Origin of the sequence: Rhodococcus koreensis (genome assembly GCF_017068375.1) — a bacterium.
GTDB lineage: Bacteria > Actinomycetota > Actinomycetes > Mycobacteriales > Mycobacteriaceae > Rhodococcus_F > Rhodococcus_F koreensis.
Genome location: NZ_CP070609.1, coordinates 665,884 through 682,758, shown reverse-complemented (window position 1 = coordinate 682,758; position 16,875 = coordinate 665,884). Strand labels below are relative to the sequence as shown.

General features: G+C 66.2%; 23 protein-coding genes and 4 pseudogenes. 9 read left to right on the top strand and 18 right to left on the bottom strand.

What is annotated here, in order from left to right:
* Window positions 1–154: 154 nt before the first annotated feature.
* The 3 genes from JWS14_RS03110 to JWS14_RS03100 all read right to left on the bottom strand — a co-directional run bounded on the left by JWS14_RS03110 (window position 155) and on the right by JWS14_RS03100 (window position 1,952).
* The gene (locus JWS14_RS03110) at window positions 155–694 is read right to left on the bottom strand and encodes a hypothetical protein (RefSeq protein WP_206012472.1); all 540 of its coding nucleotides are present in this window, start codon (window positions 692–694) and stop codon (window positions 155–157) included.
* 65 nt (window positions 695–759) lie between these two features.
* Entirely contained in the window at window positions 760–1,218 is a 459-nt protein-coding gene (locus JWS14_RS03105; RefSeq protein ID WP_095863904.1) for an SRPBCC family protein, read from the bottom strand.
* Between the two features lie 521 nt (window positions 1,219–1,739).
* Complete coding sequence (locus JWS14_RS03100) at window positions 1,740–1,952, bottom strand: TOBE domain-containing protein (protein WP_095863905.1); 213 nt, start codon at window positions 1,950–1,952, stop codon at window positions 1,740–1,742.
* Between the two features lie 280 nt (window positions 1,953–2,232).
* On the opposite strand from JWS14_RS03100, the gene JWS14_RS03095 reads away from it, so the two are divergent.
* On the top strand, window positions 2,233–3,174 hold the full coding sequence (locus JWS14_RS03095) for an endonuclease/exonuclease/phosphatase family protein (RefSeq protein WP_206012471.1): 942 nt from the start codon (window positions 2,233–2,235) through the stop codon (window positions 3,172–3,174).
* A 155-nt stretch (window positions 3,175–3,329) separates the two neighbouring features.
* Here JWS14_RS03095 and JWS14_RS03090 read toward each other — a convergent pair whose 3' ends face one another.
* The 4 genes and pseudogenes from JWS14_RS03090 to JWS14_RS03080 form a co-directional block, all read right to left on the bottom strand.
* A complete protein-coding gene (locus tag JWS14_RS03090) occupies window positions 3,330–3,638 on the bottom strand; it encodes a hypothetical protein (RefSeq protein ID WP_206012470.1) in 309 nt (102 codons plus the stop codon).
* 452 nt (window positions 3,639–4,090) lie between these two features.
* A pseudogene (locus tag JWS14_RS49935) lies at window positions 4,091–4,352 on the bottom strand (diacylglycerol kinase); the annotation flags it as partial.
* Window positions 4,353–4,403: 51 nt separating this feature from the next.
* A complete protein-coding gene (locus JWS14_RS03085) occupies window positions 4,404–5,834 on the bottom strand; it encodes a DUF2252 domain-containing protein (RefSeq protein WP_206012469.1) in 1,431 nt (476 codons plus the stop codon).
* Between the two features lie 59 nt (window positions 5,835–5,893).
* The gene (locus JWS14_RS03080) at window positions 5,894–6,067 is read right to left on the bottom strand and encodes a hypothetical protein (RefSeq protein ID WP_206012468.1); all 174 of its coding nucleotides are present in this window, start codon (window positions 6,065–6,067) and stop codon (window positions 5,894–5,896) included.
* 479 nt (window positions 6,068–6,546) lie between these two features.
* On the opposite strand from JWS14_RS03080, the gene JWS14_RS03075 reads away from it, so the two are divergent.
* Window positions 6,547–6,894 (top strand): three-helix bundle dimerization domain-containing protein, encoded by a 348-nt coding sequence (locus JWS14_RS03075; RefSeq protein ID WP_095863910.1) that lies wholly within the window; start codon window positions 6,547–6,549, stop codon window positions 6,892–6,894.
* A gap of 45 nt (window positions 6,895–6,939) precedes the next feature.
* Here JWS14_RS03075 and JWS14_RS03070 read toward each other — a convergent pair whose 3' ends face one another.
* Window positions 6,940–7,194, bottom strand: a complete 255-nt coding sequence (locus JWS14_RS03070) for a hypothetical protein (RefSeq protein WP_206012467.1) — start codon at window positions 7,192–7,194, stop codon at window positions 6,940–6,942.
* A 436-nt stretch (window positions 7,195–7,630) separates the two neighbouring features.
* Between JWS14_RS03070 and phoU the strand changes: the two genes are divergently transcribed.
* On the top strand, window positions 7,631–8,278 hold the full coding sequence (gene phoU, locus JWS14_RS03065) for a phosphate signaling complex protein PhoU (RefSeq protein WP_206012466.1): 648 nt from the start codon (window positions 7,631–7,633) through the stop codon (window positions 8,276–8,278).
* Here phoU and JWS14_RS03060 read toward each other — a convergent pair whose 3' ends face one another.
* A complete protein-coding gene (locus tag JWS14_RS03060; protein ID WP_206012465.1) occupies window positions 8,279–8,422 on the bottom strand; it encodes a hypothetical protein in 144 nt (47 codons plus the stop codon).
* 98 nt (window positions 8,423–8,520) lie between these two features.
* Between JWS14_RS03060 and JWS14_RS49930 the strand changes: the two genes are divergently transcribed.
* The 3 genes from JWS14_RS49930 (at window position 8,521) to JWS14_RS03045 (ending at window position 10,182) form a co-directional block, all read left to right on the top strand.
* Window positions 8,521–8,706: a hypothetical protein gene (locus JWS14_RS49930; protein ID WP_241031246.1), complete on the top strand. Its 186-nt coding sequence runs from the start codon at window positions 8,521–8,523 to the stop codon at window positions 8,704–8,706.
* A 235-nt stretch (window positions 8,707–8,941) separates the two neighbouring features.
* Window positions 8,942–9,265 carry a transposase gene (locus JWS14_RS03050; RefSeq protein WP_072951788.1) on the top strand — a complete coding sequence of 108 codons (324 nt, stop codon included), beginning with the start codon at window positions 8,942–8,944 and terminating at the stop codon, window positions 9,263–9,265.
* Window positions 9,265–10,182, top strand: a complete 918-nt coding sequence (locus JWS14_RS03045) for an IS3 family transposase (protein ID WP_206012458.1) — start codon at window positions 9,265–9,267, stop codon at window positions 10,180–10,182. Before JWS14_RS03050 ends, JWS14_RS03045 begins: the two co-directional genes overlap by 1 nt.
* A 315-nt stretch (window positions 10,183–10,497) precedes the next feature.
* Here the strand turns inward: JWS14_RS03045 and JWS14_RS03040 are convergent.
* Window positions 10,498–10,785 (bottom strand): annotated as a pseudogene (locus JWS14_RS03040) (transporter substrate-binding domain-containing protein); the annotation flags it as partial.
* Between the two features lie 112 nt (window positions 10,786–10,897).
* Between JWS14_RS03040 and JWS14_RS03035 the strand changes: the two are divergent.
* Window positions 10,898–11,101 (top strand): three-helix bundle dimerization domain-containing protein, encoded by a 204-nt coding sequence (locus JWS14_RS03035; RefSeq protein WP_095863913.1) that lies wholly within the window; start codon window positions 10,898–10,900, stop codon window positions 11,099–11,101.
* 360 nt (window positions 11,102–11,461) lie between these two features.
* Here the strand turns inward: JWS14_RS03035 and JWS14_RS03030 are convergent, their stop codons facing one another.
* The 7 genes from JWS14_RS03030 to JWS14_RS03000 form a co-directional block, all read right to left on the bottom strand.
* The gene (locus JWS14_RS03030) at window positions 11,462–11,929 is read right to left on the bottom strand and encodes an SRPBCC family protein (RefSeq protein WP_206012464.1); all 468 of its coding nucleotides are present in this window, start codon (window positions 11,927–11,929) and stop codon (window positions 11,462–11,464) included.
* A gap of 60 nt (window positions 11,930–11,989) precedes the next feature.
* Window positions 11,990–12,175 carry a glyoxalase gene (locus JWS14_RS03025; protein WP_095863915.1) on the bottom strand — a complete coding sequence of 62 codons (186 nt, stop codon included), beginning with the start codon at window positions 12,173–12,175 and terminating at the stop codon, window positions 11,990–11,992.
* A 111-nt stretch (window positions 12,176–12,286) separates the two neighbouring features.
* Complete coding sequence (locus JWS14_RS03020; RefSeq protein WP_206012463.1) at window positions 12,287–12,610, bottom strand: hypothetical protein; 324 nt, start codon at window positions 12,608–12,610, stop codon at window positions 12,287–12,289.
* Window positions 12,611–12,760: 150 nt separating this feature from the next.
* Window positions 12,761–13,072: a hypothetical protein gene (locus JWS14_RS03015; protein ID WP_241031645.1), complete on the bottom strand. Its 312-nt coding sequence runs from the start codon at window positions 13,070–13,072 to the stop codon at window positions 12,761–12,763.
* Window positions 13,073–13,334: 262 nt separating this feature from the next.
* Window positions 13,335–13,565, bottom strand: a complete 231-nt coding sequence (locus JWS14_RS03010; protein WP_206012462.1) for a hypothetical protein — start codon at window positions 13,563–13,565, stop codon at window positions 13,335–13,337.
* 10 nt (window positions 13,566–13,575) lie between these two features.
* Window positions 13,576–13,899: an ANTAR domain-containing protein gene (locus JWS14_RS03005; protein ID WP_179377692.1), complete on the bottom strand. Its 324-nt coding sequence runs from the start codon at window positions 13,897–13,899 to the stop codon at window positions 13,576–13,578.
* A gap of 147 nt (window positions 13,900–14,046) precedes the next feature.
* Complete coding sequence (locus JWS14_RS03000; RefSeq protein ID WP_095863918.1) at window positions 14,047–14,250, bottom strand: three-helix bundle dimerization domain-containing protein; 204 nt, start codon at window positions 14,248–14,250, stop codon at window positions 14,047–14,049.
* A gap of 146 nt (window positions 14,251–14,396) precedes the next feature.
* Between JWS14_RS03000 and JWS14_RS02995 the strand changes: the two are divergent.
* Window positions 14,397–14,920, top strand: a pseudogene (locus tag JWS14_RS02995) (DUF6328 family protein).
* 15 nt (window positions 14,921–14,935) lie between these two features.
* Window positions 14,936–16,396 carry a CYTH and CHAD domain-containing protein gene (locus tag JWS14_RS02990; protein WP_206012461.1) on the top strand — a complete coding sequence of 487 codons (1,461 nt, stop codon included), beginning with the start codon at window positions 14,936–14,938 and terminating at the stop codon, window positions 16,394–16,396.
* 7 nt (window positions 16,397–16,403) lie between these two features.
* Here JWS14_RS02990 and JWS14_RS49925 read toward each other — a convergent pair.
* A pseudogene (locus JWS14_RS49925) lies at window positions 16,404–16,595 on the bottom strand (transcription antitermination regulator); the annotation flags it as partial.
* Window positions 16,596–16,875 lie beyond the last annotated feature (280 nt).

The window sequence follows — 16,875 nt, the reverse complement described above, 5'->3', positions numbered from 1 at the left end:
GGCTGCAAGCCCGGCTCGCCGTCCTTCCCTGAGTTACCGAGGCCTGCGGAACCGAGGAATTGCGCCAGCCGAGCGGGCCGACCGGGCACGGAACTGGCTGACGCCGGGGTGCTGATCAGGACCGCCATCACGGCGGGCAACCAGCGTTCGACATCTATGTGTTGGGACGGTGCTTGTAGAAGGTCAGAACGACAGTCTTTTCTTCTGGCATCACCATGGCGGTCCGGGCTACTGCGTCACCCTCGAACGAGACGTGGTGATTAATTAAATTGGTGATGACATGCCAGTCGGACTCAACTCCTTCAGGCTCCTCCATGAGGATGGGCAGCGGGTTCCGAAGTAGCCGTCCAAAATATTCGGAATCGCTCTTTGCCTCACCCTGGTAGAGGCTCCACTCCTCGTCCCGAATGTCGGATGACAAATCATCGAACTTCACCCATACGCTCTTCGTATCGGCCATTTTGATCCTCTCCCACAGCACTAGGAATTCTTGACACTGTTCCAAGATGAGGTACCGCAGCCTGAGTTTGTCGCAGAGTTCGTCGCGCCATGCGCTCGCTTCACCTGTATTGGCCCCACCGCCTGCGTCATGGGACGCGCAGACCGTTACCTGTCCCGCCACGCAGCATCCATCGCTGAAAGCATATTGATCTACATCGAAGATCGGATGAGACCGACTGAAGATATCGGTCATTAACCGAGACGCCAATCGGTGAGACACCGAACGTGAGAGGTACATAGCGTGGATCGAGACGGGCGTCAGCTGTCGGTGGTAAGAAGGTCGGCGAGGTTGTCCAGACTCGCCCGCATCATGCGGGAGTACGCCTTCGTGACGAGTGGGTCCGCCAGCTTGCCGAAGACTCCACCGAGACCGCTTTCGGTGTCGACCCGATAGGTGAACAGGGTGCCGCCGTCGACCTCCTCGATCCGCGTCGTCGCGGTGACACCGATCTTGTCCCCTTCCACCGACTTGGACGTGGCCACCTTCCCGGGCTGGTACTCGACGAATTCGGTCTCCCAGTCGATCCGCTTACCGAGGACTCGGTTCACCCCGCGCCACCGGGTGCCCACCCCGAGCTCCCCGTCGGTGACCTGCTCGCATTCGACTATCGACGCCTCCCACGACGGCCAGTTCGCCGCATCGGTGAGAAAGTCCCATACTTCCGACGCAGGGCGGGCAATGACGACGGACTGTTCGGTAACCGGCATGGTGATCATCCCTTTTGGTGGTGACTGGATCGGGCCGTGACCGGCCCTCTTCACGCTCCCAATCGGTGCATGGTCAGAAGAATAGAGACCGGCCCGTTTAATGGTCCTCTCGTGCCAGCGTCGCTGTCACTGATGGTTAGCACGACAAAGCGCTGGCAGACGGTGTAGACGAAAGGTGCCTCGCAAGTACCGGCCAGTACTGAGGCACCACGACGCCTAGTGAGGCAACTACAGCCATCGCCTGAAAGCTTGCTCGCACTTGAGACATCCGGTCCTTCCACGTCGAGATGATCGACCCCGCGCATCCCCAGATACCGGCATCTGCAATGCAAGCAATACCAGTATTGATTGCATTCGAATCGATTCGCCCGGTCCGGCTCTTTCCGAAGGGCACCCTTGTGGGATCTCATAAGGCCAGCTCCCGTAACGGTCGTTACTGGGATACCTAACTGGTGAGACGCCGGAAGGGGATCGGTCAAAGACGCTAGGTGACCAACCAATAGGTTGCAGGGGCGTCCTCCGATCGACAACTATTCGACGCCGAGCATCACCTCGGTGGACTTCACGAGCACGGTCGCCGCCACTCCAGCCTGAAGGCCCAGTTCCTCGACAGCTTCCTTTGTGAGCGACGCGGTGACGATCTGGTCGCCCCCGTCGAGTCGCACCTTCACCGTGGCCATCACGCTGCCGATGGTGACTTCGGTGATCGTTCCGGCGAGTTGGTTTCGGGTGGACAGACGCATCGCGAGCTCCCTCTCTTGACGCGTAGCCCCGACGATAGCCGCGGTCATCGGTCGACGAACCGGCCTTCGCAGGCCGCTCGCACCCGACCACGACCGCTGTGCAGATCGACGGACCCACGACCCTTGTGCGGATGGGTGACAGTGACCGCGGGTGAAAAGTGTGCGTACCCTACGGGCGTCGTGTTCGTGTACATCCTGGGACATGTTTGGTGACACTCGCTGGTTCCCACGAATCCAACTGTGAGGCAACCCGTTACATCGACCATGCCGCCCGCGGCGGTTGCGTCGGGCGTGCGAGCCGAAAGGCTGTGGGCGCGAGATCCTCGACGCGCACGCCCGCCTCGGGACCCTGATCACTCAGTACACCTACACCGACGGTGACAAGAAGCTGATCCTGGACCTGCTGGTCGCGTTGGATCTCGACCGATCCGACACCGCCGCCTACGCGGTGCTGCGCGAGGTGAACGCCGACATCACCGCCGTGATCGAGGCCGAGGACCGGATCGCCCTCAAACGCTTCACCGAGGCCGCGATCGTCGACCCGGAACGCAATCCCGTGTTTCCGCACGTGATGGTGATCGACGGCAACGACGACCGCGGTATCGACGTCGGGGTGCTGTCGAAGGCGGAGTACCCGCTGCAGGGGATCCGCACGCACGTCGACGACCTTGCACCGACCGGGCGCCGGATCTTCAGCCGCGCCTGCCCTGAGTACACCTTCGCCTTCCCCGAGGGCAGCGCCCTGGCAGGATTGTCGTTGACGGTGCTGGTCAACCACTTCAAGAGCAAGGGATACGGGCGGCCCGCAGACAACAACGCCCTGCGCCAACTGCAGGCCGAGCGGATCGCCGAGATCTATCGACAACTCCGCTCCGACGAGGTGGAGTTCGTCGCCGTCGCCGGCGACGTCAACGACACCCCCGACAGCGAACCCCTCGCGCCGCTGCTCGCCGACACCGACCTGCGAGATGGGGTCGAGGTCGCCGGCTTCGACGACGGCGGCCGACCCGGCACCTACGCCAACGGCACCGCCGGAAACAAGATCGACTACGTGCTGCTCTCACCCGCGCTGTTCGACCGGGCGACCGGTGGGGCGATCTTCCGTAAGGGCGTGTGGGGTGGAAAACACGGCACCCTCTTCGAGCACTTTCCGACCATGACCTCCCCGGTCCACGCGGCCTCCGATCATGCGGCGATCTACGTCGACATCAAGACCGGCTGATTGCGCTCAGTTTCCTAGCCGTGGCCCGTGTGGAGGGGGTCCAGTCGCTCGGCATGGTGGCGCCGTCGAAGCTGCCGTTTTTTGAAACTGCCGCCGGCGCACACATCAGGATGTTGGCAGACCGTGCGCCTGAGGGGGTGCGGACCCCGGTGTGGTCAGTCGAGTGCGGAGACGTTGCGGAGGATCACCGTCGGGAACCGAAACGCGATCGCCTCGACGAGTCGGCGCACCTGGTATAGCTCACGGCGTAGGGCTGCGGCCTCGGTGTACAGCCCGCCGCGCAGGGCTGCGGTCTCGGCGGATAGCCGCTCCGCGCGAAGTTCGTGGGTTCGTTGGATGCGTTGCATCAACGCCTCGGCCCTGTCGACGCACTGTGCGAGGGCCTCGATCTCCGGTTCGAGTTGGCCGAGGAACCCGCGTGCCTGCGAACGCTTTTGGTCGTTCGCCGTCGGTTCGGGGGTCATGGTCCGATGGTGGCGGCGAGCGGCGCGGGCGCCCTGTGTTCGACGAGCAGCGCGACAGACTCGTCAATCCGGGTGTCCGCGAAGTGGGTGACCGCTTCCCGGACGGCGGATGCGATCGGCGTACCGGGGGATGGGGCGCGGACACCACTGTTCCCCACCCCCGAGCGGGGAGATGGGGAACGGTGGTGCCGCGGATGAGGGGACGCGGCGGGCTGGGGTGTGGTTAGGAGCACCGGAGGTACCGCGCCGTCCGGGCCCAGACAAGCCCGACGATGCCGGGGACGTCGGTGGGCGGCGACATGGCGGTGCTCCTGCCTCGTGGTGGATGGTCGGTTCCCGGCCACGGTCATCGTCGCCGGGAATACTTGCGTGGTGTCCGGTGTCAGCGTCGAACACCGAGATGGACGCGGGATGTCCACACGGTGCATTCTCCGTGAAATGGCGCTCCGTGGCACGCCCAGCAGGTCGGTTCCGCGGTCGACAGCCTGCCGGGGCCAGCTCCGTGACATCGACGATGCCCGGGCCTTCGAGCAGGACCACCTCGGCGCCGAGTTCCTCGGCCTTGCGTTGCAGGTCGAATTTTGCGACGGTGCCACCACCGGAGTGCGGGTTCATGATCAGCACCGGATGCCGCGCCGGTGGAGCGGGCACCTCACGGACGGCGGTGTCCGAGGTTCGTCTGCGCAGGGCGGTGCGGGCGCAGGGCACCGCGAGCGGCGGGCTCCGGTCGCGGTGTCGGGGCGGCGGATCGGTTGTCGCTCATCGTCATGTCCCCGGGTGCGCGGTGATCCGGCCGGCGTCGATCGCCTTCCGTAACGCGGCGTGATCGCGTTCGTTCTGGTCGGCGTAGGTCTCGGCGAATGCGGCCAGCGCCTTGTCGAAATCATCGTCCGAACCGAGGTACCCGGCGATCGCGAACCGGTCACCGGCGCGGGCGTGCGCATACGCGAGGACCCGAGCACACAACCGTCCGTAGAGGGCCATGGTGTCGGGATTCATGGTCTCGATGACGGCCGACCCCTTGCCGTCGCGGAGTTGGCGGATGTAGTAGTCCCGCACCGCGCCGTCGGCGTCGGGTCCGTGCTGCCAGCCGAGAAGGATGTCGCTCGCGGCTTGCATCAGCCGTTGCCCGGTCACGACGCGTTCGCCGTGATTCGTGAATGCCGGGCCGTCGACGTACTTTTCGAGGACCGACGGTTGTGCCTCCTTGGCCTGCAAGAACAGGGGGTCGCCGCCGGGGCCGCGGAGCAGGACGATCCAGGCCCGGGTGCCGACGCTGCCCACCCCGACGACCTTCCGTGCCGTTTGGACGTACTCGAATCGATCGAACAGGCCACGCCGGGCGGTTTGCAAGGTGTCGCGGTAGTCGCGCATTCGCCGGATCAGCTCCTGGTCGAGTTGTTCGGCTTCGGTGCCGGTGAAGATCTCCTCGATCGGCACGATCAGCGGGGGCGTGCTCACTATGCGCGGCTGCCCGTCCACCAGGGTGGTGAGTTTGGACAGTGCCTGCAGGCTGTCGCGGCCGCGGGATTTGTCGATCGTCTTGCGAACGCGTTTGCGGGTCGAGGAGTCCAGAACGTCGCGGAGCTCGTCTAACTGCGCGGCGGCGTCGATATGGGAATACCAGACCGCGAGCTCGCCACGCTCGGCCTGGTAGGTCATGGTTTCGCGGTATTCGGCCGCGCAGGCACGGGTAATCCGTTTGCGCTGTTTCCGGCTGAACCCGTTGCCGCGCCCGGCGACGGCGAGACTCGCGACGAGTCGTTTGACGTCCCATTCGAACGGGCCGGGATAGGTTTCGTCGAAATCGTTGACATCGAACGCGAGTGTGCGCTCGGGTGTGGCGAAGAGTCCGAAGTTGCTCAGATGGGCGTCCCCGCACAATTGGGTGTGCAGGCCGGTGGCCGAGGCGTGGGAGAAGTCGTCGGCCATCACCAGCGCCGCGCCGCGGTAGAACGCGAACGGTGACTCGGCCATCCGCCCGTACCGGATGGGGACGAGGTCGGGGACCCGGGTGGCCCCCTGGGACTCGAGCAGGCCGACCGGGTCGCGGTCGCGGTGCGGAGCGTGTTCGGCGATGGCGTCGAAAGGGATTCGGCGCCGAACCGTTTCGCCGTGTTCGATCCGTGCCGTCCGGGTCGGATGGTCGCCCGCACCGGCGGGTGATGGATCGGGGAATGGGTCTCGTTCTGTCATGGCGTGGTCCCTCGGGTGGTGTTCGTCCGCGGATCAGGGGTGGTCGGGATGACCACGGCCTACATCGAACCGGCCCCACCATCTTGCGCGACCGGCGCGCCCGCTGCTGGAAATCGGTGGCCTCGGACCTCGCCCTGCACGAGCTGCAAGCGATGAAGAACCTGCATCCGTTGCAGCGAGGCCACGATCTTCACCTGCAGCACCACCTCTGTGAGTGCCTCGGCGTCCAACATCCCCCTACTACTGGAGGACCGAAGGCTTCGACTACTGCGCGGATGTTTGCATTACTGGGGTCGCACCCGAGGTGAACCACCTCGACACCGCCGACGGGTTCAGGTGCGCCCGCTTGCTCACCGTCGCCAGATCCCACTCGTTGGCTTCCATTCGTGCTTGCACGTCAGAGCTTCAATCGGCGCACACGTCGTTGCACTGGAGACCGCTGACAGCAGATTCCTTCAATCGCCGGACCGGCAAGAGTGCCCGTCTGTGCTGGTTGGGGGCGCACACTGCCTCCGGTATGAATCGAGAAGCAGTGTCTTGGATTCGAAGGAAATGAGACGGCTGTCCTGATGCATTGCTCGTCGCGGTTGCTGCTCTGTACCGGCGTTTCGGTCGATTCGCGCACGTGTGCGAGGCGCACCGCGACGAGGATCGTCGAGGTCTTCGATCCGCTCGTTGACCCCGCCTGTGGGCACGGCGGAGGATTTTCTACATGACGCACGATGAAGAGTTGCTGCACATCGACCAAGTCATAGACCGCCTCGATTCGCGCTTCCCGGACCTGCCCCGGGAGAGCATCGAACAGGTGGTGCGTTCGGCGCACGAGCACTTCGCGACCGGGAAGGTGCGGGACTTCGTTCCGCTTCTGGTCGAGCGGCTCGCCCGAGAGAAACTTCAGGGGCTCGTCCCCGTCGTACCCGTCGAGCCCGAGGCGGCGCCGAAGGCCGGTTCCGAGGTGATGAGTTCCGAGGTGATCGCGCGCCGCAGGTCGTGGGCGGGCTGGCTGCGAGGCTGGTACCCGGACACCCGAATGCCGATCGCCGCGGCGGCCACGGAGTAGGCGTTCCCGGCTCGGCTCGGATCGGACCTGATAGTCCGATCCGGATCACCGGTCCTCGAGGTCGTGTCCGTCGCTGAAGTCGAGCCGCCCCTCGTCCAACGCGACGGCCCACCGCCGAACGGGCGCCCAGTCCCGGCCCAGGTGCGCATTGGCGGCGACCTCGTCGCCGTAGTCCTCGACGATCGTGCCGGGCAGCCGGGCGATCTGGTTGCCGCCGGCACCGCCGCGGAACCACACCTTCGAGCCGACCGTGAATCGGCCTGGTGCGCTGCTGTTCGGATGGTCGGACGCGGCTGTCATCCTTGCATGGAGGAGGCTCGCCGGTTGCTTAGCCGCAACCACGTTCGCGGGGCAGCGGGTGGCGGATTGTCCGACTTGGGCTCCTGTCGGGGGACGAACCCGGCTCCGGACAAGGGCGTGGCTCTGCCATGAGGCAGGGCGCACTGCGGGCTGCCCCTGACAAGGGGGTTCTGGTCCGTTACAAAAGGAACAAGAGGCGGGCTCAGGGGTCCGGGAGTGTCGCGCGGACGATCAGAGGTGTACAGGGAGCACCAGGTGGCGATCGAAGCACGCGGCCCCGAGTTCATCGCGGGTGCCGAATCGACGACGTCCAATGAACAGACGTCGATCAGTGAAGGACTGTTTTCCTCGGGAGCGGGTATTCCCAGGCAGCGTGCCGCCGGGCCCGAGTGTCTCGGACAGCCGGGTAATCCAGAGCGAGAGGGAATCCGGGACGATGCGGGAACAATTCGACGAACAGCTCGAGGAGATCAGAAGTGACCTCGTTGAGCTGTGTGCCCTGACGGAGGTTGCGATCGATTGTGCCACGCGCGCCCTGCTCGATACCGACCGCGACGCGGCCGACCGGGCCGCAGAGGTGTGTGCAGACATCGACACCCGGGGCCGGGAGCTCGATTATCGCGCGCTCACCCTGATTGCCCGTCAGCAACCGGTGGCGCAGGATCTGCGGGCGTTGATCAGCGGGATACACAACATCGCAGACCTGCGGCGGATGGGCAGCCTGGCCGCGCACATCGCCGAGGTGGCGCGGCTGCACCACCCCGTACCGGTCGTTCCCTTCGAGCTGCGGGGCATCATCTCGGACATGGGCGTCGCGGCGACGGCGCAGGCCGCGGCAGCCCGGGAGGTCGTGCGGACCCGAGACGAGGCGACGGCGTTGGACTTGATCTGGGCGGACGAGCGAACCGACGAGCTGCTCCGCAAGCTGTTCGCCGCGACCAAGGGCGACGACTGGCTGTACGGGGCCGCGTCCGCGGTGAACATGACGCTGCTCGGTCGGTTCTATGAACGGTTCTGCGATCACACCGTCGAGATCAGTCGCCGCGTCATCTTCGTGATCACCGGAGAACTTCCCGACGAATGACTAGTCGGGCTGGTGGGTCCTCGGGTCGGGCTCGTGCCTGGTTTCGCCGGTGGCCGGGTCGGCCTGGCCCATCCGCTCGAGGTGGGCCTTGATCCATTCGGTGGTGTTGAATCGCGCGGGGTACTCGACCGGTATGTCGGTCATGGTTTGTCTTCTGTCGTCGATGGGTGTGGGCATCGGAGCGCGGCGGCGGGGACCATTGAACCGCCGCCGATCGCTGTGGTCGAGGTGGGCGGGCGCGGGTGATCAATACCGCACCGGCGGTGAGGAATCCGGTGGTGGTCACCGCGATCAGGATCATCACCGGTGCGGTCAGGGCGCCGATCCCGAACACCAGCGCGGCCCCGGACACCGCACCCAACGCCAGGCAGAGCACCCCCGCCGACACGGTCACGAGCCCGGCCACGCTCACCCGCCCGATCCGGTAGCGCGCACGCACCGCGGCCGTGCGGGTCGCGGATGTGGTGGGCCGGTGGGGTGGTCGGTGCCGCGCGCGGCCCGTCACGGGACGCGGGGATCGTTCTCGGCGCCAGGGCGGGGAAGCGGCCGCCCACCGGTGACGTCCTCGACACGCCGGTGAGGTCGGTCGTGGACGGGTGAGGTTCCCCCCGGAAAGTGGACACCGACTTGGCGGGACACCGGTCCCGCTGGAAGGATGTCCGTATGCCCCCTCGCAAGCGTCGGTCGTTCACGACCGAGTACAAGGTCGAGGCTGCCCACCGGGTGATCGACTCCGGTCGCACCATCGCAGAGGTCGCCCGAGAACTCGGCCTCAACGAGAGTCTGTTGGGTGAATGGGTCAAACTCGAGCGGCGCAGAATCGCCGCCGCAGAGTCCCACGGAGAGAAGCCTTTGGACGCGGCCGAACACGCCGAGCTACTCCGATTGCGAAGGCAGGTAAGCGAACTCGAGAAGGACAACGCTTTCCTGGTAAAAGCTTCGGCGTACTTTGCCGCGATGCAGAAGAACCGACCCGGTTCGATCTGATGGCCAAGTACGCCGGCCCCGACAACATCGAAGAGACCGCCGGCACCGCCGCGCCGGAAGGTGAACGGTTTTCGATCCTGCGGATGGCGAGACTGCTGGAGGTGTCCACATCGGGCTACTACCAGTACGTCAAGCGCAGAGTCGCCACGGTGTTGACGCCGAGGCAACAGCGTCGCGCCGACCTCGAAGTCAAGATCGTCGAGATCCACCGGGAATCGAAGGGTACCTACGGGTCGCCGCGGGTCACGGCCGAGTTGCGGGCGCGTGGTGAGGTGGTGAACGCCAAGACTGTGGCCAAGATCATGGCCTCGCTCGGTGTGGAGGGCATCAGCCCGCGCACGTTCAAGGTCACGACGACGGTGGTCGATCCGCAGGCGTCGTTCCCGCCGGATCTGATCGAGCGGCACTTCGATCGGGGCCGGCTCGATGCGGTCTGGTTTACCGACATCACCTACCTCACGTGCGGTGAGGGGGACATGTTCTTGTGTGCGATCCGGGACGGTCATTCACGGAAGGTGTTGGGATACAGCATTGCTAATCACATCAGCGCCGAGATGGTCACCACCGCCATCGATCGAGCCGTGGCCACGCGCGGTGGGCGGTGTCGCGAGACGATCCTGCATTCGGACCGGGGTGGGGAATACACTGCCCACCTGACCGCGGCGTCGTGTGTGCAGCACGGGTTGCGTCGGTCGATGGGTGCGACCGGGATTTGTTGGGACAACAGTCCATCCGAATCGTTTTGGTCGATCTTCAAGCATGAAGAATACTATCGGCACGTCTATGCAACGAAGGCTGATCTCGTTGCTGGCGTTGACAACTGGATTGTCTTCTACAACACTGTTCGACGGAACTCTACGGTGGGGATGCACAGTCCCGACAGCTACGAGAAGTTGCTTCAGGTGGGAGTCGCCTGAGGCACGCAACCCCCTTGTCCACCGTTCGGGGGGAACCTCAGGGTGCCTGTCCGGGCGAGGGTTCGGGATGGGCTCAGCGAGTGGGTGTCGGGGCGAGGGAGTCGTCATCAGCGGGTGACCATCCGGTTGATGTGCTGGGTGCGTCACCATCGTATGCGGCGTGGAGCAACCACCGCGTTTCCGGGAAGTGAGGTCGTCGTGACTTCTCGGGGCGGACGACCTGACCGCCATCGATACTGCGATGGTCGAGCAGCGTTGCGTCGTGGGCGGTGTCTTCGTCCTCGGCGGCTGGGTTGCTCCCGGAATGGGGGCACTTCAGTCCCGGTAGGTCGGGGCGGGTGGATCGCGGGGCGGGCCGAGGGCGGTCAGCCAACGTCGGTAGAGGGTCGTCCACGTCCCGTCGGTGCGCATCCGCTCGAGGGTGCCGTTGACCCGGTGCACCAGATCGGTGTTGGTCTTGTTGATGCCGACGCCGTACGGCTCGAATTCCAGTGCGGGACCGCCGATCTCGAAGGTCGAGTCCTGGGCGGCGAGGCCCTCGAGAATGGTGTCGTCGCTGCTGGCGGCGTCGGCCTGACGCTGTGGGAGGACGACCAGGCAGTCAGCCCGGAACCGTACCGGCGAATGACCCCCGCCTGGGTGTTCATGGTCTGTTCAATCCCCGTTTCCGCTCGGGACACGCAGCCGCCGAGATCGAGAGCGCAGGCTTTGGGGTATGAACACTGCGGAGGAAGTGCGCCAGCTGTCGCAGGTCGCGGTACGGTTGCTGAACAAGTTCCCGGCCGCATCGCGGGAGGCGGTCGGGACCGCGGTGGGCGAGGCGGTCGCCCAGTTTTCGGGATGCCCGATTCGGGATTTCGTTCCGTTGCTCGTCGAGCGTGCGGCGACGGTGAAGCTCGGCTCGTTGCTCGCGGCATGACTTTTTGACGTGATGGCGGAGGACCCGCGACGCATCAGCTCTCGACTGACCACCCGGAAACCGGTTACCGGTCACTGCCACCGGCCCTGCGGGGCCGTGCGAGGAACCCGCCACCCTGCCTGGCCCGGATGGCGGGTTCCGTTGTTCACCCGTGCCCGCGCTCGACAGCGAAGACTTCTCGCTGCGGGAACGGCGGTGCGGGGGCCGCGAACGTCGGCGAAGACACCGCCCTCGTTGACGTCGTGACGGTGGGTCCGTCGCGGCCGCAGCCAGGCTCGGCTTTCGCTTTCCACGGGCTTCCGGACGCGGGGGCGCCGTCGAGCACCTCGGTTGCGGTGCTCGACGGCGCGGCCGTGGGGTTCAGGTGTTCTTCGCCGTCCGTGGGGTGGCATTGCGGGCTTCGATGGCCTTGACGGTGTTGTCGAACGGCTTTCCCAGGACTCGGGTGCCGAAGACGCCGAGCAGGGCCCCGAGCGCTCGTCCTTTGAGGTTCTTGCCGTCGCGGACCACGACGGCGTCGACGTCGGTGGTCCCATCGGGCATCGGGGTGAGGGTGTAGGTGTGGCCGGACTTTCCGCCCCACAGGTTGGAGTCGGTGGTCGTCATGACGATGCGGTGGGGGTCGGTCCAGTCGTAGTGCAGGCGTTCCCAGGCCCCACCGGAGCCCTCGGTGACATCGGCGTGGTCGGTGCCGAGTTCGTGCACCTGCAGGTAGTCGTCGGCGCTGTTACCGAATAACGCCTGGCGGCCGGGCCCGAAGTCGGTGAGCGCGTCGAGGAATTGTTCCGGGGTGGCGGTGGTGGTCTGGTGGAGGTGGATCGTGGACATGGCGTTCTCCTTGGAATTTGTGCAGGTGAGGGGTAGACCGGTGGACGGGGTCAAGGGCAGTTAGGCGGGCAGCTCCGCTCCGGCCTGTTCGGCGACCATGTAGGCGGCGTACCAGTCGGGCCAGTTCGGATCCTCTGCCCCGGTGCGCTTCTCGTGTTCGCCGTGAGCGATCGCCGCGCGAATCAACGCGCGGGTCAGGTCGGCGGTACTACTGAATGTGGTGGCGGTGGTGTCGGTCGTGCTCATGATGGTCTTCTTGCCGTGTTCTGAAAACGGGTGACGTACGGATGCGAGGCCGTCAGACCCGTGTGGGGGAGCAGCTGGTCGCCGCTGGCACCCCGCGACAGGGCGTCTGCGTTACAGCTGGGTGCTGCTGCTGGCCGCGCCGTCGAGGAGGATCTGGTCGAGGATGGTGGTGTCGGCGCGCCGGTCCTGCCGCTGGTCCCGCTGGCGGTCGTGCTGACGTTGCTGCTGCATGTCGTTGTCGCGGTCGAGAGGGTTGTCGTGGGTGACGGCGGCGGCGACGGGCTGCGCGGGGGCCGGTGCGGTGGTGGTGGCGTTCGCGGCGGCGATGGGGACGAGGCCGACTGCGATGGTCGCGGCGGCGACGGTAGCCAGGCGCTTCCAGGAGGAGGTGCTGGTGGCGGAACGGGTGATCGGGTGAAGCTGTGTGGTGCTCATGCTGATCGGTGGTCCTAGTTCGGATGCCGCGGGCCCAGCGTCTGCGGCTATTCGAACGGTGTCCGGAAGGGCCGGGAACGTTACGCCGACCACCCCCAGATCTAATGTGATGCGCGTCACTGACGCGGCGGCTGCGTGCCACCGTCGGAGCTATTGAGGCGGATCGGGGTCGATGTACCGCAGCGAGGTGTGGGCATTGAGCAGCCAGGCCCCGCCCTTTGCGGTGTCGCCGATGGGAAATGGACGGGTGCCGTCGGTGCGGGTGCATGCGGCGAGCGCGGTGAGGGTCTCGCCGTGGGTGCACCACAGGGTGCCGGTGAGGTCGATGCTTTCGAGGGCGGCGCGCAGAACTTCGGCCGCGGCGTCAGGGGCGAGCAGCGGGTGCTCGTGGATGGGAAGGCCGTGGGCGGCAGCCAGGGGCGCGAGGGTGTCAAGGCAGCGGGTGGTCGGGCTGCAATACAGGACGCGCAGCTCGACTCCGGTGAGGGTGTCGACGAGCCCCCTCGGCCTGTTCCTGGCTGAGGTCGTTGGGCGTCGGGCCCACTCCAGCTCTGCTTCGCTATCGCGTGGGCGTGCCGAAGCAGGACGAACATTGCAGGGCCTTCCCTCACGAGTGGGTGTGCGCGGGCCAGCTCAGGCGCCGGGATGAGACGGATCGTGACGATTCGCAATGCCGGGATGTGGGGTGCGACGGGGCGCCCGGTGTGACGGACTCCGGCGATGTTCACCGACCGGTTGCGGCCAGGTCGCCCCGGCGGCATACGGTGGACATGCTGTGGCTGCCGCGCTGCTCGGGGGTGGTGCCGTCGCAGTTCACTTGTCGGCCTGGGGAGTTGCCGTGGAAGTGCTGGCTGTTGTCGTCGTCCTCGTCGCCGTCGTCCTGATCGTTCCCGCGGTCTATCTGTTGCTGTGCGCGGTGATCCTGGCCGAGCAGCGCCGCCTCCACGGTCAGCAAAGTGATCGACTTACCGCGAAGACCCTGGCCGATGCGCGAGACGTGACTCCCACTCGGCCAACGCTCCGGAGGCGTCCGCGTGCCGTTCCGGGGATCCCAGAGGTGGGCGGGCCCCGATGGCGAGATCCACCAGAGCATGGGCGACAGTCAGCACACTGAGATGATGACGGTGCGCGACCCGGAGCAGTTCGTCGAATGCCTCGGTCGGGCTGCAACGGCGTAATGCGATCAGGATGCCTTCCGCCACCGACAGCGTCTCCCGCCCATCCCTCGCATGCTGGACACCCACCCCGGCATGCCCCGTGCTCGGGTGAGGTTCGGGCACCGACGTCATGGGCATCACCTCCCCGAGGTGGCGGCACTTCCCGACGAACGATCGAGCTGGTCAATCGAAGTTGGCGTACCCGAGCACGGTGGCATCACACCTCACCGGAAAGGTCCGCCTGCGCAGTGTCGGAAGCATCCCGCCGTGCCTCGGCGGTTACCTCTCGATCAGGGTGGCAAGCTTGGCGGTCGCGGTGCGCTCGATGAGCAACGGAACGAAATCCCGGATGCGACCGCCCTTGAAGTGCGCGACGGCTTCTTCCACAGCGGTTTCCACCACCTCCGGCGAGGCGGTCGGGAACTTCGTGAGCAGCCGTGTGGTGACCTGCGAGACCTGGCGTGCCTCTTCCGCGGAATTCATACTACGAATTGTTCTTGCCCACGACCTCCCAGGTCAATCCAGCACCGGGGGTCTGTGATCAACATATCTCCGGGCGAGAGTGTCGTCCGCTGCCCGGCGGTAGTCGTTCCACGTTCATCATTCCGAAAATCGGGTACTGCCTGGGCATGGACAGCGCAGAGGGTCGGGACGACGCCGCATGGAACCGCCGGGTCCGCGACGAAACCGAAACCCAGCGACTCGACCGCAACTGGAGCAACCTGCTGCAGGAGTTGCGGGTGGTGCAGACGAGTGTGCAACTCCTGACCGGCTTCCTGCTGACGCTGCCGTTCCAGCAGCGTTTCGAGGAGCTGTCGACGCCCAGGAGGTGATCTACCTCGCCACCGTCGCCCTGTCGGTCACCACGACGATGACGCTGGTCGCGCCGGTCGGCATCCACCGACTGCAATTCCGGCAGCATGCCCTCCCGACCCTCGTCGCGACCGGACAGCGACTGGCGATCGGCGGCATCGCCGTCCTGGGCCTCGCCCTCGTCGGCGTGGTCCTGCTGATCTTCAGCTTCGTGGTCGACATGACCACCGGGATCATCGCGGCCGCGGTGGCAATGCTGATGTTCTTCGGGTTCTGGATCCTGCCGTCGCTGCCGCACCGCCGGTCCACCGGCGATCGGCAACCACACGAATCGGTGTGAGAGCAGACTGGACTCATGGTGTCGACGCAGCGTGAGCGGGAAGACAAGTACGACGTGAACCCGGATTTCACGCTGCCCGATCTGGGAGGGCTGGTCCCGACCGGTGGACGACTCGACACCGGTTCGGTGAACCTGACCAGTGTCTACTACGACACCGCCGAGCGCGACCTGCTCCGCCAGCACCTCACCCTGCGCCGCCGCACCGGGGACACCGGCGCCGGATGGCAGCTGAAGGTCCAGGCCGACAAGGCCCGCACCGAGCTGTCCCTGCCGCCCGGCGAGGGGGACACGGTTCCCGACGAGCTGGCCACCCTGGTCCGCGGCATCGGGCTGGGCAAACCCCTGCACCAGGTGGCGGCGCTGTCCACCGTCCGGCGCACCCACCGGCTGTACGACCGGGACGAGCACCTGCTCGCGGAGGTGGCCGACGACCTCGTGCACGCCACTGTCGCCGGGGACGTCGCCGTAATCAGCGAATGGCGGGAAGTGGAAGTCGAACTCGGCGAGCACGGCACGCCTTCCCCGGCGGACAAGGTGCTGACCAAGGTCGGCAAACGCCTCACCAAGGCCGGTGCCTGGCCGTCACCGCACGCGTCGAAGCTCGGCCGTGCGCTCTCCGGCACCCATCCACCCGCCGCCGGCGCAGGTGGCGCGGCGGAACGGGCACTGACCGAGTACCTCGACGCCCAGGTCCAGGCGATCGTGGCCGGTGACGTGTGGCTGCGCCGTGGGCTGGACCCGATCCATTCCACCCGGGTGGGCATCCGGCGGTTCCGCAGCACCCTGCGGGTGTTCGGCAAATTCTTCGACACCGAGGCGCGCACCACGCTCGATGCCGAATTGTCCTGGTACGCGGGTGTGCTCGGTGAGGTGCGGGACCGGCAGGTGCAGCGGGCGCGGTTCGCGGAGAAGGTCGCCGAGTTGCCGAGCGAGCTGGTGATGGGACCGGTCGCCGCCCGCATCGAGGGCGATCTGCTCGCCGAGCAACACCGTCACCTCGCACACGCGATGGAGGTCCTCGACGGCGACCGCTACCGGGACCTGATGGCCACCTTGGCGCGGTGGCGCTCCGCCCCGCCGTTCACCGCGCCGGCCGATTCCCGGTCCGTCCGGAAGGCGACCCGCAAGGCCGGGCGCAAGGCGAACAAGCTACTGACCGCCGCGGTCGCCGACACCGACGACGCGGCGCTGCACCGGGCGCGCAAGGCCGCCAAGCGGGCCCGCTACGCCGCCGAGCTGGCGAGACCGGTCCTCGGGAAGAAGAAGTCCAAGAAGAAGGCCGGCAAGTACAAAGAGATCCAGCAGGTGCTGGGCGAGCACCAGGATTCCGTCGTGGCCACCGAGACACTCCGCACCCTGGGTGCACGCGCCGGAACCACGCCGGGCGAGAACGGGTTCGCGTTCGGACTGCTGTACGGACTCGAACTGCAGGCGGCCCAGCGGGCGCGGGCGGATGCCGCGCGTCTTACCAGCTAATCCGCTCGCGCGGTGACTCTCCAGGCCGTACACATCGGCGTCGGAGCGGCAGTTCGGTGGTCGGGGTGACCTCGCCGGGCCGGTAGCCGTGCATGTGGGCCACGGCGTCGGACCATTCCCACCGCTGTCCAACCAGGAAGAACTGGAGGTTTCCCACCCGCTGCGGTTCGCCGCCACCGAACACCTGCTCTGAATCCACGCCCACTTCCAGCGCATCGATAGCCGGAGAGTTGCGTGGGCCGGATGGCCGGACCCGGCACCCTTGGCTGCGCGGCGAAGGGGCGAATCCCTTTGGTCGCAGGGCCGACCGGATGGGCAGTCGTGGCATTCGACTGTGTGCTGGTGGCGCCCATTCTGAGGTCGAGAGGCACACACAGGGTGGGCACCCCGACGTTCTGGCGGTGGCGGGAGTTTTGTCAAGAAGCTGCGACCTCAGTAATGTTCTGGCAAAGTGCCGGAACCTCCGGCCTACGAATACC